We start from the raw sequence: 14,808 nt of genomic DNA on the forward strand, positions 1-14,808 counted from the left end.
TGTCGTCTTCGTCTTTGGCGAAGTAGTCATGCAGCGCCTCGGTGACGTCGTAGGCGTTCCGCCGGTCCGTCGGGGCGGCGTAGATGCGGATCGTTCCTTCGTCGCCGTCGATGGAGACAACCACGTCTTCAGGGGCTTTGCCGGCGACGGAGAGGGCGTCGAAGCCCGAGGCCTTGAGGTAGGGGCCGAAGTAGCCTCCGGCGTTGCTGTTGTAGGTCTGCTCCGTGAGGGGCGACAGGAAGACGGTGTAGGTTTTCCCCGTCCCGGGGTACTGGGTGATGCCGCAGATGGGGCCCCCGGAGATGACCAGGGCGTTTTCGGGAGAGTCCCACCGGCTGGCGGGGGTGACGGCGTCCCAGAGGATCCTGAGGCCGAATCCCCTGCCTCCGGTGTAGGTGCCGATCATGTCCTCGTCTATGTCATGGATGGCATGGCGGTAGTTCCCGTTCCCGAGGTCTACGACGAGGTATTTGCGGGTGTACCCCCGGTGCAGGGGGGCGCGGTCGTAGCTCCATTCGGCGAGGAGCTTCATGTCGAGTCTGTCCATGGCACTAGCCCTCCTTCCCGGTGTCGATGAGTTCAAGGGCCCCTTCTGGGCACGCCCGAACACAGATGCCGCAGGCGACGCACTTGTAGGGGGAGGGAATCCGGGGAGAGAAGTACATGGAGGCGCTGGGGCAGAATTCGACGCACATGAGGCAGGAGGTGCACTTTTTCCTGTCGATCTGCACGACCCCGTTTTTATCCCGGGAGAGGGCCAGAGAGGGACAGACGGGGATGCATCCGCCGCACTGGTCGCACACATGGATGTCCGCCAGTCCCGTGACGGTCTCCACCCGGATCCGGGAAAGCTCCGGCGAGTCCTCCTTCGCCCACGCCTTCGAACAGGCGCTCATGCACGCTCCGCACTGCACGCACCGGTCAAGGTACGTCTTCAGGAATTTCACGGTCAACACTCCTTTACGAAAGATAGTTGGCCACTTCTTTTGCCCGTAATCCGTACAAGTTCTGGGAAAGGATCATCTGAACGGGCATTATAAAAAAACACAATGAGCCTATCCTCCAGGACATTGTACCCGCAGCGTAAGCGGAGAGGCAATATTTAGACGGTTTCGGGTGATTTTGCTCCCTTTTGTCAACGGAGGGAAAAAGTGCACTCAGCCTTTTTTGCTTTTCAATGCCAGCAGCCCCACTCCCGAAAAGAGCAGCGCGACCCCTGCGGCTCCCGTCAGGTTCATTCTCTCCCCCAGGAGCAGCACCCCCAGTAGAGCGGCAGTGAGGGGTTCTGCCATGGAAAGGGTGACGCTCGTAGAGGCCGGCACGGTGGACAGTCCCTTCAGAAAGAGGAAATAGGCGAGGGCCGTGGCTATGAGTCCGAGATGAAAGGCGACAAGCAGTCCCCCGGGCTGGAGAAGCCATGTGGGGGGGGAAGCGAGGAGCACGGGAAGCAGAACGAGTCCCGCGGCGGAAAAGACCAGGCCGTTCACCGCATCCGCCCCGTGGTCCCGCAGCAGCCGTTTGCTGCCGAGGACGAACACGGAATAGGAAAAGCCAGCCCCCAGGGAAAACAGGACCCCCACGGGATTCACCGTTCCTCCCCCTTCCCCCGAGAGGGTCAGGAGGGAACACCCGATGATGGCGAGACAGCTGGAGGCATACCATTTCCGTTCGGGCTTCTCCCCGAAAACGAGGTATCCCAGGGCTCCCGTAATTACGGGAGAGCTCGCGAGGGTGACCAGGGTCCCCACGGCGACCCCGGTCTTCGAGACGCCGGTGAAAAAGAAGGGCTGGTAGGACGCCGTGGCCAGTATGGAAATCACCGTCGGAGCGAGGGGCCAGCGGCCGCCCGACGAGAAGGATCCCCGGAGAAGGGCGACGGTGAGAAGGGCAGCTCCTCCTATGGCCACCCGGAGGGCGCCCACGGCCAGAGGGGTGGACCCTGCGGGAGCCAGAGCCTGGGATGTCCCGGTGGTACCCCACAGCATGGCGCCGAGCAGTATAAAAAGGGCTCCCCCGGAAAATTTTCCCGATTTAACCATGACTCTCCTCCGTCTGCCCCGCCTTCCCGGTGGTGGAGGGCCCATTTCTCGCCTCCTCCGGAAAAACGGTTTCTTTTTTCCTGCCAGTATAGCGGATTCCCCGGGAAATGTGTCCTGGTCGAGAGCTTTTTTCGGAAAAGTTTTGCAGCTTCCGTTCGAAGGTCTATAATCAGACCGAAACTGCTTTTTATTCCCATACTTCGAGGAGGGTTCCCATGTTTCGAACGATCCGGTCCTTCACCCTGCTGGTCTTTCTTTTTCTCCCGGCCGCCGCCGGAGAAACGTGCACCACCATCCTGGTGACGAAAGGTGCCTCCGCCGACGGCTCCGTCATGGTCTCCCACTCGGACGACAACGACCTCATGGACCAGCGGGTCGTCTACGTCCCCGCACAAAAGCACGCTCCCGGCGCCGTGAGGGAGGTTTTCTGCACCGCGGCCGCCATGGGGGAATTCCCAGAGTACAATACCTTCTCCTACCCCCGGATGGTCACATCAAAACGGGGGCCGGGATATGACACCCCTGGGCCGGCAACCATTCCACTAGGGACAATCCCCCAGATCCCGGAGACTTTCGCCTATTTCGACGGAAGCTACGGCATCATGAACGAGCGGCAGCTCATGTTCGGCGAATGCACGAACGGCGCGAAAGTCTCCCCTGGGCCCGAACCGGGCAAGCGAATCATGTACTCGGCCGAACTCTCCCGGATCGCCCTCGAGCGGTGCACCACCGCCAGGGAAGCCATCCGGCTCATCGGCGCCCTTATCGAAGAGTACGGCCTCTACGCCACCGGCGAGACCCTCCCCGTGGCGGACACGGAAGAGGGATGGATCCTGGAGATGGCCCCCTCCCCCGAAGGGACGGGAGGGTTGTGGGTGGCGAAAAAAGTCCCCGACGGGGAGATATTTGTCGGTGCCAACCAGTTCCGGATCCGGGAAGTGGACCCGGATGACCCGGACATGCTCTTCTCGGAAAACCTCCACGCCGTGGCCCAAAAACACGGCTGGTGGAAGCCTGAGGACGGGAAGCTCGACTGGTTGAAAACGGTGAGCCTCGGGGAATACAATCATCCCTATTACTCCCTTCGAAGGGTCTGGAGAGTCCTCTCCCTGGCCGCACCGTCGAAGAACTTCTCCCCCTGGGTGAAGGATGGCTTCACGAAGGACTACCCCTTCTCGGTGAAACCGGACAAAAAACTGGGCGTAAGGGACGTGATGCGGCTCCACAGGGACCACTACGAGGGAACGGAGTTCGATCTCACGAAGGGAACGGCCGCCGGTCCCTTCGGGTACCCCGACCGGTACTACGGTCCCTACGACGGGGCCGGTGACGTGGGCGACCCCAAGCGAAAGCCGGAGGGGGCATGGGAGCGGCCCCTGTCGGTGACCTACTGCGGGTACGTTTTCGTGAACCAGGCCAGGGGCTGGCTTCCGGACGCCATCGGCGGGCGCATGTGGCTCGGTCTCGACAAGCCCTCGGACACCGTTTTTCTGCCCTTCCACGTTGGAGTGAACGGGCTGCCCCGGTCGGTGGAAGCCTGCGACACCACGAAATTCTCCAGGGAGAGCGCGTGGTGGACTTTCAACTTCCTGGCGAACTACGCGGGCCTGAAATACAGCTACATGCACGGGGAGATCACCGTGTGGCAGGAACAGCTGGAAACGGGCTTCCTCAACACCATCGAGACAGTGGAGCGGAATGCCCTCGACCTGTACAGGACCAACCCGTCCGGCGCCAGGGCCTACCTCACGGACTTCGCCGAACGGAACACAGCGGAAACGCTGGAGCAATGGCATGACCTCACGGAACGGCTGATCGTGAAATACAACGACGGACTGCTCACCGAGGGCGGCAAAATCGGTCAGCCCATGGGCTATCCCCGGGACTGGCTGAAGACCACATCCTGGCCATCGGGCCCCACGTCCTACGAAAAACCCACGGAAAAATAGCGGAAAGGGCCGGGCTGATGATCAGCCCGGCCCTTTGATTTTCAGCCTCTTTTTCCGCTCCCGGAGTCTTTCCCCGCCAGAACGGTCTCCCGACACCGGGCCGCTTTGGCCAGAAGAACCTCGAGCTCTTCGGGAGACACAGCAAGAAGGGTGTCGAGGATCGTCCTGAATTTCCCCGCAAGCCGCCGGATCTGTTCGCCGTTGGTGCTCGCCATGTCGGCCCCGAGCTCCGGAAGGCCTCCCGCCACGCGGGTCGTGTCCCGGAACCCGCCCGCCGCGAGAAGGGGCACCAGGGGATGCCGTTCCATCTCCTCCCCCGCGAGGAGAGCCAGCGCCGCGGCGACCAGCACAGGGAAATGGCTGATGCAGGCCGCGGCGGCGTCGTGTTCTTCGGCGCCGGTCCTGAGCGGACGGCCCCCGAGGGCTCCCGCAAGTTCTTCAGCAAGGGACAGGGCTTCTTCACCGGTGTTTTCGAAGGGAACCACGGCGCACACAGCTCCTTGGAAAAGGGCCGGGTCTGCGTTCTCCAGGCCGCCCCGCTCCTTTCCCGCCATGGGGTGAAACCCGGCGTAGCAGGGCCCCCACAGGGGCGCGAGCTTCCGCCCGACCTCGGTCTTGGTGCTCGCCAGGTCGAAGACCGCCCTGACGCCGGACCCGGCGGCGGGACGGATCTTCAGGCTCGTGGCTTCCATGAAGCGGATGGGGACGGCGAGGATCAGGATGTCTCCCAGGGCGGCGCACTCCTCCGCCGTCGCGCAGGGCCGCCCGATGATGCCAGTTTCGTGGGCCCGGCGTACCGTTTGCGGGTTCCGGCTCCATCCGGCGACACTTTTCACCGCCCCGTCCCGGGAGAGCTTCCAGGCAAGAGAACCACCCAGGAGCCCGAGTCCGAAGACGGAAACGGTGCAGTTTTTCAGATCCGTCATCTCTTCTCCTTTCCGCCCCTGACAGGTTCCGCAGGGCATTCCCTGAGCAGCAGGACCACCAGGTCCCCGATCAGAAAGGCGCCGAAAACTGTCCAGGACATCCACCCCGGAGGAACGAAGAGCCACGTGGACGTTCCCCCTCCAAGGGTCATCATGGTAATGCCCCACACCTTCATCTTCCTGGAAATGCACCTGTTTTTCTCCCAATTCCGGACGGTGCGGCCGAACGTGCGATGCTGCCGCATCCACCGGTGCATCTTCGGCGACGACCGGGCAAAACATGCCGCGGCGACCAGCACGAAGGGCACCGTGGGCATGACGGGAAACAACGCCCCGATGAAGCCGAGGGCTAGGAAGAGCGTTCCGAGAAGGGTCCAGAGATTCATAGCGACTCACCGCAGCAGGAAAAGATTTTGTAGCCGAGATACCATATCATAAAATAGCGGCGCTGTGGTCGGGGTTTTCTGCAATAATGGGGGTGTGCCCTCAGGACCGGTACCGCTCTTCCTGCACAGCAGCCGCACCGCCTCGAATACGTCCTCGCTTCATCCGGTCATGACGGATGTCGCTGTACGAGCCCCATGCCGAGCTTCACGGAATCGGGCCTGAGGCCGATACGCCGGTAGAGGGAGGAATAGTCGCCCCCCACGTCATCCAGGACCGTCAGGAATCCCGTGCCCCTGTAAAAATCAAGGATCGGCACGAGGCCTAAATCCGCAGGCAGCGGAAGAAGTGCGGCAGAGGAGAGAAAGCGGACGGTTCCTTTTCCCGGCCTCCCATGGAACGCATCACCGGCGTGCCCGGCACAGTGGGATATCCCCAAAAAATCATGAAAATACAAAAAAGCATCCCTGGAATTCCGGGATGCTTTTTTCTGCCTTGAAAAAATTCGCGTTACGCCGCGCCGATCATCATCTCGGGAAGCCAGGTAATGATACCCGGGAAGAAAGCGCAGAGCAAAAGCACCACCATGATGATGAGGATGAAGGGAATGACCCCCCGGATGATGTCTCCGATGGTCACGCCGAGCTCCTTCGGGGCGGTCCCCTTGAGGACGAAGATGGACATGGCCATGGGCGGCGTCTGGAAGGCCATCTGCATGTTGATGCAGATCATCATGCCGGCCCAGAGAGGATTGAAGCCGAGAGTGGTCAGGATGGGCGAGAAGATGGGAACCACGATAAACACGATGCCGATCCACTCGATGAACATCCCGAGCAGAAACACGATCGCCATGATGACGAAGAAGGACATCCACTTCCCCCCGGGAACGGAGAGAATGAACTCCGCCACCACGTCTCCCGCCCCCGCGTTCATGAAGATGCCCACGTAGGCGTAGCACATGGCGGCGATCATCACCACGAAAGCGCTGACTTTCATTGTCTCGAGGGAAGCCCGTTTCATGAGATCCCAGCTGAACTTCCTGTAGGCTGCCGCGAGGAGGATGGACGCGAAGCACCCCACTGCCGCAGCCTCCGTGGGCGGCGCGATCCCGGCGAAAATCGTTCCCAGAACGGCCGCTATCAGCAGGATCGGCGGAACCAGGGACTTGAGAAGACGGAAAAACTTGGCCGCGTCAAAGGGAGTGATCTGGTCCTCCGGGATAGCCGGGCCGAGAGCGGGGTTCAGGTGACAGCGGATGACGACATACAGCATGTAAAAGGCAGAAAGCAGAAGGCCTGGAAAAACGGCTCCCATGAACATCTGCCCCACCGAAAGCCCCGCCTGGGGCGCGTAGACTACGAGCATGATGCTCGGCGGGATAAGAATGCCGAGGGTTCCCGCCGCGACGATGGACCCTGCTGCCAGGGACTTGTCGTACCCCCTGGTGATCATGGGGGCAAGGGCGATGAGAGTCAGGATGGTGACGGACGCCGCGATGACACCCAGGCAGGCGGCGAGGATCGTTCCGAACAGGATGGTCACCACGGCCAGACCGCCCCGGAGCCTGCCCATGGCTTCGTAGAGGCTCTGGTACAGGTCCTTCGTGACCCCTGAATGCTGCAGGATGACACCCATGAAGGTGAACAGGGGAACCGCCAGGTAGGGATAGTTCAGCGACAGGTCGTAGAACCTGCTGTACAGTATGTGGAATGTGGTGGTGGGACCGAAAACGGCGAGACCTGTAAAAAAAGCCACGCTCCCGATGACGAAGGCGATGGGGAACCCCGTCATCACGAGGACGAAGACTCCTCCCAGCATAATGGCGGTGACAGTTTCGGCGCTGAGTTCAATCAAGAGTCTCACCCCTCACCATGAAATAGACATCCCGCACAAAATTCGCCGCCGCCTGAAGGATCAGAAGGAAAAGGCCCACAGCGAACACTGTCCGGTAGGGCCATGCCGGGGGATACCAAAAGCTGTTGAAGAAGACCTCCTTGATGGTCACCGCTCGGACGGCCCACGTGAAGGCGAGCTTGAACATGACCAGCATGAGAGGAAAAAAGAGAAACAGGGAGCAGATCACGTTCATGAAAGCCTTTCCCCGGGGAGGAAGCATGTTGTAGAACATGTCCACCCTCGTGTGCGCCTCGTGGAGATAGTCGTAGGAGGCGCCCAGAAGGTACAGGGCGCCTCCTGCCATGCACAGTACGTCATAGGCCCATGCGGTGGGAGCGTTGAAGAAATGGCGCGCGACAGCCTCGTAGGTTCCCGCAAACACAAGGACCAGGGCGAACCACTTCGCCACCCAGCCGGACGTTTCGCTGACGGTATCGATGAATTTCAATATTTTCCTTAAGGACGACATGCCCCTTCTCCTTGTGAAATACCGCGGGAGCGCGGCTATTTCATCGTCTCGTAAGATTCGCCGAAGGCCTTCATGGAGTTGTAGATCTCTCCGAAGATCGCCGGTTCACTGGCCACCTTTTCCTCGTAAAATTTAGACGCTTCGGCTGCAAGGGCCGCGTTGACCTCCGCAGGGACCTTCAAAACCTGGTTGCCCGCCGCCTTGAACTTTTCAAGGGCGATGATGGATTCATAGACAAGATACTCGTGCTGGGCCTGGGTGAAGCGGTCGATGAATGTCTGTACCAGGAGCTGCAGGTCCTTCGGCAGGGCGTTCCATGCGTCCTTGTTCACGAAGAATACCTGGGGATCGCTGGGAGCGCGTACGGGAGAAAGATAGACGTATTTCGCCACTTCGTTGAAGTGCATGTTCCAGTTGGAAGCAAGGGTGGAGTACTCAAAGGCGTCGATGGTACCGCGCTTCATGGCCTCGTAGAGCTCGCCGCCGGGAAGGATGACCGTGGCCATGCCCATTCTCTTCAGGATCTCTCCGGCGTCGCCCATGCAGCGGGCCTTGATGGTCTTCAGGTCTTCAACAGTCTCGATCTTCTTCTTGGAGTGGAAGAACACCTCTTCAGGAAGGGGGGAAAGGGCGCCCGGGAAGGTCATCACGTTGTAGCCTTCCATCATCTTGTTCATCAGGTCCGCGCCGCCGCCGTAGTTGAACCACGTGCGGAGGGCTTCGCCGGCGAGGGCGCCGGGGCGGGAGCTGACCAGACCTGCCGCCGACCATTTGTCGAGGTTGTACATGGGGCACGTGTAGCAGAGCTGCAGCACGTTCTCGTGGACAGCGTCGACTTCCTTGTAGGCGGGGACGATGGATCCGCCGACGAAGGGCTTGATCTCCAGCCTGCCGCCGGAGGCTTCGGTGATGGCCTTGCAGAGCATGTCATGGTAGATCTGGGACGGGTCGGACGCCGGGCCGTGCCCGGAAGATTTCCAGACAATCTTCTTCGGGGCGTCGGCGCCCTCGACCACGGCGGGCATAAAAGCCCCGACCACAAGGACGGGAACCAGCAGCGCGAACAACACTCTTCTCATAGCCCACATCTTTGTAACCTCCTTTGTATTTGGTGTTTCCCTACGGCAGGGGAGGAATTTCCCCGGCCCTGAACGACACCTTTTCAGAAGCTACTCGAAAAAGAGGGAACTGCCCGTCACGTTCCGGAAAAAGCCCGGGCAGACCGCATCGAGGCGATCCATGACATTTTTTCCGGTACAGCGGGACATACCGACGAGAAGAATACCACTATTCTGAAGGTATTCGAAAAATTTTTCAAGCCCGCTGCCTGCGGATTTAGGGGAAAAACGTTCTGTTGCAAAAACCCTTCTTTTTTGCTAGAGTTTCCATGGGTCTGTTATCGCAATTTTCCATTTTTTAGCAGAGAGGAGGGATGCCGTCCCTGCGAAAGGCCGAGGCACGAAAACAGGAGAAGTGCCCTGCTGAACGTATCGTTGCGATACCGTGTGAAAAGGAGGCTGAAAACAATGGCAGGCTTTTGCAGAAAAACGGTCCTGGTTCTGCTGGCGGCGGCTCTTGTTCTTCTCCCTGCGTCGGCTCCAGCCGCCGAACCGTCCCTCGCCGAGATCTACTCCATCCTGAAGACGAAAGAATTCGTCGACCTCACCCATACCTTCGACACCGAAATACCCCACTGGCCCGGCTTTCCCAAGGAAAAGCGGGAAACCATCTACTGGTACGATAAGGGTGTGGGCGCCATGGGATACGGCTTTTTCGCCCAGGTTTTCTCCCACGTTGGACAGTGGGGAACCCACTGCGACGCCCCGGCCCATTTCGCAAGGGGGAAAAGGACTCTCGACCGGATCGGCGTAAAGGAAATGCTCCTTCCGCTGGTGGTCTTCGACGTCTCTGAAAAAGCGGCGGCAAACCCTGATTACGTTCTCACCCTCGAAGATGTGAAGGAATGGGAGAAAAAAAACGGTCCCGTGCCGGAGGGAGCCTTCGCGGCCATGAGGACCGACTGGTCGAAACGGTGGCCCGACGAGGCCGCCATGAGAAACGCCGACGCCTCCGGCACGGCCCACTATCCCGGCTGGAGCCTCGAAGCACTGAAATACCTCTACGAGGAGCGGAAGATCACCGCCTCGGGGCACGAGCCCACGGATACTGACCCCGGGATTTCCACGTCAAAGGGAGACTACACCTGCGAGGCCTATATCCTCGGCCAAGACAGGTACCAGATCGAGCTTCTCGCCAACCTGGACAAAGTGCCGGAAAGCGGTGCTCTCGTCGTGGTGGCCTTCCCCAAGCCCTTCTTCGGCTCGGGCTTCCCCGCCCGGGTTTTCGCCATTCTCCCCTGATGCCAAGGCGGGTTCCGGCCCGCCTTTTCCCTTTCCGCCCGAAGACCGATACCCAAACAGCAATACGAAATAATTACGAAGGAGAAAACCATGAACATGAACCGGCTTTTCATTGCCGTCCTGCTGCTTCTTCTGGCGGTTCTCCCCGCCCGGAGCAGGGAAAACCCGTTCTGGGCCGCCGACAGCGGGGCAAATTTCCGCATCCTCCTTCCCGGAGGGTGGACGGTCCGGAGGCACCTGTCACAGGAACCGGTACTGAGGGCCCGTTCCCGGGACGGGACGGCATTCCTGGAGGTGCATGTCCTCAGGGAACCTTTTTCGACAGCATCGGAAGCCGCCGCCGGGTTCGAGGAGAGGGAGGCATTTCTCTCCCTCTCTCCCGTTGAGACATGGAGAGGAACCATCGTATCGATAAGCGGAGAGGAAGGACATCTGAGGAGGTACAGGGCCATGAGCGACGGACGGCATGCGGAGGCTTCGGTCGCCTGTTTCGGCCGCGGCGGGACATGGTTCGTTGTTCTCGCCGTGGCTTCCCCGGAGACGACGGGCATCGGCGGCGCCGATCTCGAAGGGACCCTCAGGAGCTTTACTCTCCCGACGGCATCTCCCGCTCCCGGGGACCCCATCGAAGGCCGGTGGAGGTGGCACAACGGCAGTATCGTCACCTTCCGGAGGGACGGCAGGGTCGTTCCCTCATCCCTGGTGGGTTCCTGGAGGAGGACACCGCCTTCCCTGCAGAGGGAAGGCGTTTCGTATCTCATCACTCTTCCCGGTCCGGCGGGCGGGGAAGAGGAAGCGGTCCTCAGCCCCGACGGAAGAAAGCTCTTCCGGGTCTCCGGGGGCGAACGGATACAGATCGCCGCACGGCTGGAATAAAAGGGCGGCGATGGAGGAAACGCTTACCGGCCGAAAAACTCCTGCGGAAACTTCGGCGTCCTCGTCCGGGCCTAGACCTCCATCCGCACCCTCGGCCCGGAGGGCATACGGGAAGTGTGGGAGATGACGGCACTGAACGCCGATTGCCCGGCGAAAAGGCTCAGCTCCATCTACCCCGGCGTCCGCATCATGGGACCGGAAGCGGCGGCCGGGACCAGGGCAAGCCGCTCTCGCAGTCTCCCGAAACTCACCGCCGGGGACGCGGCCCTCTCGGTCCACGCTCACCCGACCCTGTGCGAATGCTTCCGGGACGCCTGCCTGCGCGTTCTGGAGAAGGAGAAATAGGCGGCAGGCCTACTACCGCTCGTCGATCACCGGCTTGATATCCGCCACGGGCGTGCCGTCCAGGGCCTCCAGGGGAGCTACCCGGAGACGGGCGCCCTCCCTCCCCAGCAGGGTCACCCTGTGAAGGCCGATGGGGTTGGGCCTTGCGGAGGACCGGGTCGCGAACACCCCCTTCAGGGGCGCCCCGGGGTTCCTCCTGGGATGCACCTTCAGCACTGACCTGTCCGCAAGGTGCAGCCAGGTCAGAACCAGCAGTTCCCGTCCCGCCTCCAGGCCGTCCAGCCCTTCCAGAAAGGCAGGAAAAATCTCGATCTCCGCTTCCGGCGCGTCCTCAAATCCCTGCCTCGGGCAATCCTCCTGCCTTTTCAGGGACGAATGAACCCTTCCTATGGCCTGTACCCTCATGTCAGCGCATTTCACATTCCAGACCTCCTCCGCATCCTGGAAAAAACTCCCTCCGGCGTGATCTGTCCCGCCGGCTCAACACCATTTTATAGCAGTTATTTGATCAGTATACATCAAATCTTTCGTCCTCTTTTGCATGAACTGACCGTTTCAAGCAGGCTTCGTCATGATGTACAATGCCGGTGAAAGAAACGAAACTCCACAAATACCCTTCAAGGAGGCACCAGGAAATGAAAGCAATACTCGCAGGAGCCCTCGAAACCGGGCTCGGAACCGTACTGTCCGGCGTGACCGTTTTCATTGAAAACGGCAAAATCGCCGATATCGCCGAAGGACTCGACCCGAAAAACGCAGACGAGGTCATGGACGCATCGGAAATGGTGGTCACCCCCGGGCTCATCGACGCCCATACCCATATCGGCACCTACTGCGAAGGCTTCCCCGAGAGCATGGCAGACACCAACGACATGGTGAACCCAGTGGTTCCCCACCTCCGGATCCTGGACGCCATCTACCAGGACGACACGGCCTTCGCCGACGCCCTCGCCGGAGGAGTCACCTGCGTCCAGACCCTGCCCGGGAGCGGCAACGTCATCGGCGGCCAGGGGGCCATCATCAAAACCGCCACCGCGGCCGCCGGGCGCAGGAAAACGGTGGACGAAATGGTGGTGAAGGCCCCCTCCTCCATGAAGGCCGCCCTCGGAGAGAACCCCATCAGGGTGTACAAGGACAAGCAGAAGCTCCCCAACACCCGCATGGGCAACGCCGCCCTGCTCCGACAGGCCTTCGTGGAGGCGGAAAACTACAGGAACAAGATGATCCAGGCCAGGAACAAAAACGAGATGACTGAACGAAACCTGCAGCACGAAGCGATCCTCCCGGTGCTCGACGGGGACCTTTCCCTCTGCGTCCACGCCCACCGCTGCGACGACATCGCCACGGCGGTCCGCATCGCGGGAGAGTTCTCCATCCCCTTCACCGTGGAGCACTGCACGGAAGGGCACCTCATCGCCCCCTTCCTGGCGGAGAAGAACGTTTTCGCCGCCGTGGGCCCCACCCTTACCGGCAAGCCGAAGCTCGAACTGCGGAACAAGACGTGGGACACCCCCTTCGCTCTCTGGAAGGCCGGAGTCCACTTCTGCATCATCACCGACCATCCCGTGGTGCCCATCGAGCACCTCTCCGTCTGCCTCTCCCTGGCGGTGCGGGCCGGGCTGCCCCGGGAGGAGGCCATCAAGGCGGCGACCATCTACGCCGCGGAGCACCTGGGCATAGCGGACCGGGTGGGGTCCGTCGAAAAGGGGAAAGACGCGGATCTGGTGATCTGGGACGGCGATCCCCTTGATGCCCGGAGCAGGGCCGTGGCGACGATCATCGACGGAGAGACCGTCTACTCGAGATGCTGAATTGACCCCGGGCAGAGTTCGCCCCCCGGAAGAGGAGGAATGCGGGTTGGATACGGTCCACTTCATCACCATCACGGGGATCGACCACTACTACGGCAAGACCCCCACGACCCCGAGGCCATCCGGGTGGAACTGCCGGTCATCGGCACCATCGGCTACGTGGCGAACAGCACGAACACCGTCTACCGGGGAACGGCCAGTGCGGGGCGCATCTACGACAAGATCGGGGATTACGCTTTTTGCCAGGATCTTTTTCGTCACCCATTCCAGTGCCATTGCTCCCGTCCTCTCGCCGGACGAGGTGGAGGAAATCGACGCAGGAAAGAAGGTCATCTTCATCGTGAACGACGAGGAGGCCCCCCCGGGGGACGACGCTTAGATCCGGGACGGGAACGTCCGAAGAACCCAAATAAAAAACGGGCTTTCTCTTCCGCACCCTGCGGAAGAGAAAGCCCGTTCCGTTCTTCCGTTTTCAGCCCCTGGGAGGAACCGGGACCGTGAGACTTCCCTCGGGCAGAACCAGATACGAGAGGTCCTTTCCCCTTTCCTGTTCTATGAGCCTCAGGGCCTCCTCCACCGACGACACTTTCACGGCGAAGAGCTTTTTCACCTCCGCCTCGCCCATGGACGTGACCATGTAGACCGTCTTCTCCGCAGCGACCTTGGCGAAGCCGAAGGCCTTGTGCCCCCCCATTTTGAAATCGGTCCGGATTCGCCTGACGATATCCTCCGGGCAGGACGCGGCGTTCATCCACTCCTCGAATACGGCCTCGCCGAACCCTTCGGGGCAGTCGGCCACGAGCACGATGGCACCGCCCTTTTTCGTGGCCTTGTCGGCGTGGTCGAGGGCCTTTTGTGCCTGGTACATGTTGATGTCCCGGGGGTGCCCGCAGGCGCCGGCGACGGCCACGTCCGCGAGCCCCTTCACCGGAACCTCGTACAGGCTCGCCGAGACGGCAACGGCCTCCCTCCACGCTGCCGCTACGTCACCGGCCGCGACTTTCACCACGTCCTTCTTCTCGTTGACCACCACGTTGAGGATAAAATCCACCCCCACCATCTGCGCCGCCTCGATCATCTCGAGGTTCACCGGGTTCGAGTCTAGGTCCGGGAGGGCATCCATGAGTTCCACCATCCGGGAATGGTTTCGCTCCACCGTCTCCTTCCACGCCACTCCTGGCAGGATGGACTTCCGCCCGCCCGAGTAGCCCGCGAAATAATGGGGCATGACCACTCCCAGGGTGAGGACGAAATCCGCTTCAGCCACCAACCTGTTGATCTTCAGCTCCGTTCCCGTGGAGAGGGTTCCGATGGAGACGAGGCTATCAAGGTTGTCGGCAGCGTGGGAGACGATCCGGAACCGCCGGACGATCTCCTCGCCATACACCTGGAGGTTCTGCTCGTCGGTGTGGGGGTCGTGGATGCCCGTGGCCACGAGAAGGGTGACCATGTCGTCGGTGATCCCCGCCCGGGCAAAGCGGGCGAGCACCGGCGGAAGCAGAAGGTCGTAGGGGGTGGGCCGTGTAATGTCGTTCACCACAAGGACGATCTTCCGGGGCTTTTTCCTCTGCAGAAGGTCAAGGAGGGGAGGCGTCCCCACGGGGTTGTCGAGCGCACCATCCACATCCCGCAGGGTGCAGGGCTTCAGGTTCATCTCCGGCGGCAGAACCACCTGGAGGATCCTGGAATCCTCGAGGGTGAACGCCTCGGTCCCCCTGCCTCTTTTCAGCTGAAAATCCATCTCCATTCCCCC

Annotated in this window: 17 protein-coding genes; 6 read left to right on the plus strand and 11 right to left on the minus strand. The window is 61.0% G+C overall.

From position 1 onward, the window contains the following. From JMJ95_RS09640 to JMJ95_RS09650, 3 genes are all read right to left on the minus strand, one after another. Positions 1 to 547, minus strand: a 547-nt coding sequence (locus tag JMJ95_RS09640; protein WP_290684865.1) for an aldehyde ferredoxin oxidoreductase N-terminal domain-containing protein, incomplete at its 3' end; no start/stop codon positions are given. Between the two features lie 4 nt (positions 548 to 551). After that, the gene (locus JMJ95_RS09645; protein WP_290684866.1) at positions 552 to 947 is read right to left on the minus strand and encodes a 4Fe-4S binding protein; all 396 of its coding nucleotides are present in this window, start codon (positions 945 to 947) and stop codon (positions 552 to 554) included. 210 nt (positions 948 to 1,157) lie between these two features. Continuing rightward, positions 1,158 to 2,039 carry an EamA family transporter gene (locus JMJ95_RS09650; RefSeq protein ID WP_290684868.1) on the minus strand — a complete coding sequence of 294 codons (882 nt, stop codon included), beginning with the start codon at positions 2,037 to 2,039 and terminating at the stop codon, positions 1,158 to 1,160. Positions 2,040 to 2,254: 215 nt separating this feature from the next. Between JMJ95_RS09650 and JMJ95_RS09655 the strand changes: the two genes are divergently transcribed. Continuing rightward, positions 2,255 to 3,988, plus strand: a complete 1,734-nt coding sequence (locus JMJ95_RS09655) for a C69 family dipeptidase (RefSeq protein ID WP_290684870.1) — start codon at positions 2,255 to 2,257, stop codon at positions 3,986 to 3,988. 41 nt (positions 3,989 to 4,029) lie between these two features. Here the strand turns inward: JMJ95_RS09655 and JMJ95_RS09660 are convergent, their stop codons facing one another. The 6 genes from JMJ95_RS09660 to dctP all read right to left on the minus strand — a co-directional run bounded on the left by JMJ95_RS09660 (position 4,030) and on the right by dctP (position 8,751). Beyond that, positions 4,030 to 4,914 carry a prephenate dehydrogenase gene (locus JMJ95_RS09660; protein WP_290684872.1) on the minus strand — a complete coding sequence of 295 codons (885 nt, stop codon included), beginning with the start codon at positions 4,912 to 4,914 and terminating at the stop codon, positions 4,030 to 4,032. After that, positions 4,911 to 5,300, minus strand: coding sequence for a YbaN family protein (locus JMJ95_RS09665; protein ID WP_290684873.1), 390 nt, complete (start codon positions 5,298 to 5,300; stop codon positions 4,911 to 4,913). Before JMJ95_RS09665 ends, JMJ95_RS09660 begins: the two co-directional genes overlap by 4 nt. A 167-nt stretch (positions 5,301 to 5,467) precedes the next feature. Continuing rightward, on the minus strand, positions 5,468 to 5,617 hold the full coding sequence (locus JMJ95_RS09670; protein WP_290684875.1) for a hypothetical protein: 150 nt from the start codon (positions 5,615 to 5,617) through the stop codon (positions 5,468 to 5,470). A 191-nt stretch (positions 5,618 to 5,808) separates the two neighbouring features. Further along, positions 5,809 to 7,152: a TRAP transporter large permease subunit gene (locus JMJ95_RS09675; RefSeq protein ID WP_290684877.1), complete on the minus strand. Its 1,344-nt coding sequence runs from the start codon at positions 7,150 to 7,152 to the stop codon at positions 5,809 to 5,811. Further along, positions 7,145 to 7,663: a TRAP transporter small permease subunit gene (locus JMJ95_RS09680; protein WP_290684879.1), complete on the minus strand. Its 519-nt coding sequence runs from the start codon at positions 7,661 to 7,663 to the stop codon at positions 7,145 to 7,147. Before JMJ95_RS09680 ends, JMJ95_RS09675 begins: the two co-directional genes overlap by 8 nt. A 35-nt stretch (positions 7,664 to 7,698) precedes the next feature. Further along, entirely contained in the window at positions 7,699 to 8,751 is a 1,053-nt protein-coding gene (gene dctP / locus JMJ95_RS09685) for a TRAP transporter substrate-binding protein DctP (protein ID WP_290684881.1), read from the minus strand. 438 nt (positions 8,752 to 9,189) lie between these two features. Here dctP and JMJ95_RS09690 point away from each other — a divergent pair, with 438 nt between their 5' ends. From JMJ95_RS09690 to JMJ95_RS09700, 3 genes are all read left to right on the plus strand, one after another. After that, positions 9,190 to 10,023 carry a cyclase family protein gene (locus JMJ95_RS09690; RefSeq protein WP_290684883.1) on the plus strand — a complete coding sequence of 278 codons (834 nt, stop codon included), beginning with the start codon at positions 9,190 to 9,192 and terminating at the stop codon, positions 10,021 to 10,023. 90 nt (positions 10,024 to 10,113) lie between these two features. Next, positions 10,114 to 10,899, plus strand: a complete 786-nt coding sequence (locus JMJ95_RS09695; protein WP_290684884.1) for a hypothetical protein — start codon at positions 10,114 to 10,116, stop codon at positions 10,897 to 10,899. Between the two features lie 123 nt (positions 10,900 to 11,022). Then, on the plus strand, positions 11,023 to 11,244 hold the full coding sequence (locus JMJ95_RS09700) for a hypothetical protein (RefSeq protein WP_290684885.1): 222 nt from the start codon (positions 11,023 to 11,025) through the stop codon (positions 11,242 to 11,244). A gap of 12 nt (positions 11,245 to 11,256) precedes the next feature. On the opposite strand, the gene tsaA is transcribed toward JMJ95_RS09700, so the two are convergent. After that, a complete protein-coding gene (tsaA, locus tag JMJ95_RS09705) occupies positions 11,257 to 11,664 on the minus strand; it encodes a tRNA (N6-threonylcarbamoyladenosine(37)-N6)-methyltransferase TrmO (protein ID WP_290684887.1) in 408 nt (135 codons plus the stop codon). Positions 11,665 to 11,879: 215 nt separating this feature from the next. On the opposite strand from tsaA, the gene JMJ95_RS09710 reads away from it, so the two are divergent. Both JMJ95_RS09710 and JMJ95_RS09715 read left to right on the plus strand, forming a co-directional pair. After that, positions 11,880 to 13,055 (plus strand): amidohydrolase, encoded by a 1,176-nt coding sequence (locus tag JMJ95_RS09710; RefSeq protein WP_290684889.1) that lies wholly within the window; start codon positions 11,880 to 11,882, stop codon positions 13,053 to 13,055. 46 nt (positions 13,056 to 13,101) lie between these two features. Continuing rightward, the gene (locus tag JMJ95_RS09715; RefSeq protein ID WP_290684890.1) at positions 13,102 to 13,434 is read left to right on the plus strand and encodes a hypothetical protein; all 333 of its coding nucleotides are present in this window, start codon (positions 13,102 to 13,104) and stop codon (positions 13,432 to 13,434) included. Positions 13,435 to 13,527: 93 nt separating this feature from the next. Here JMJ95_RS09715 and larA read toward each other — a convergent pair whose 3' ends face one another. Then, entirely contained in the window at positions 13,528 to 14,796 is a 1,269-nt protein-coding gene (gene larA / locus JMJ95_RS09720) for a nickel-dependent lactate racemase (RefSeq protein WP_290684892.1), read from the minus strand. Positions 14,797 to 14,808: the final 12 nt, after the last annotated feature.

Origin of the sequence: Aminivibrio sp. (genome assembly GCF_016756745.1) — a bacterium.
Taxonomy (GTDB): domain Bacteria; phylum Synergistota; class Synergistia; order Synergistales; family Aminobacteriaceae; genus Aminivibrio.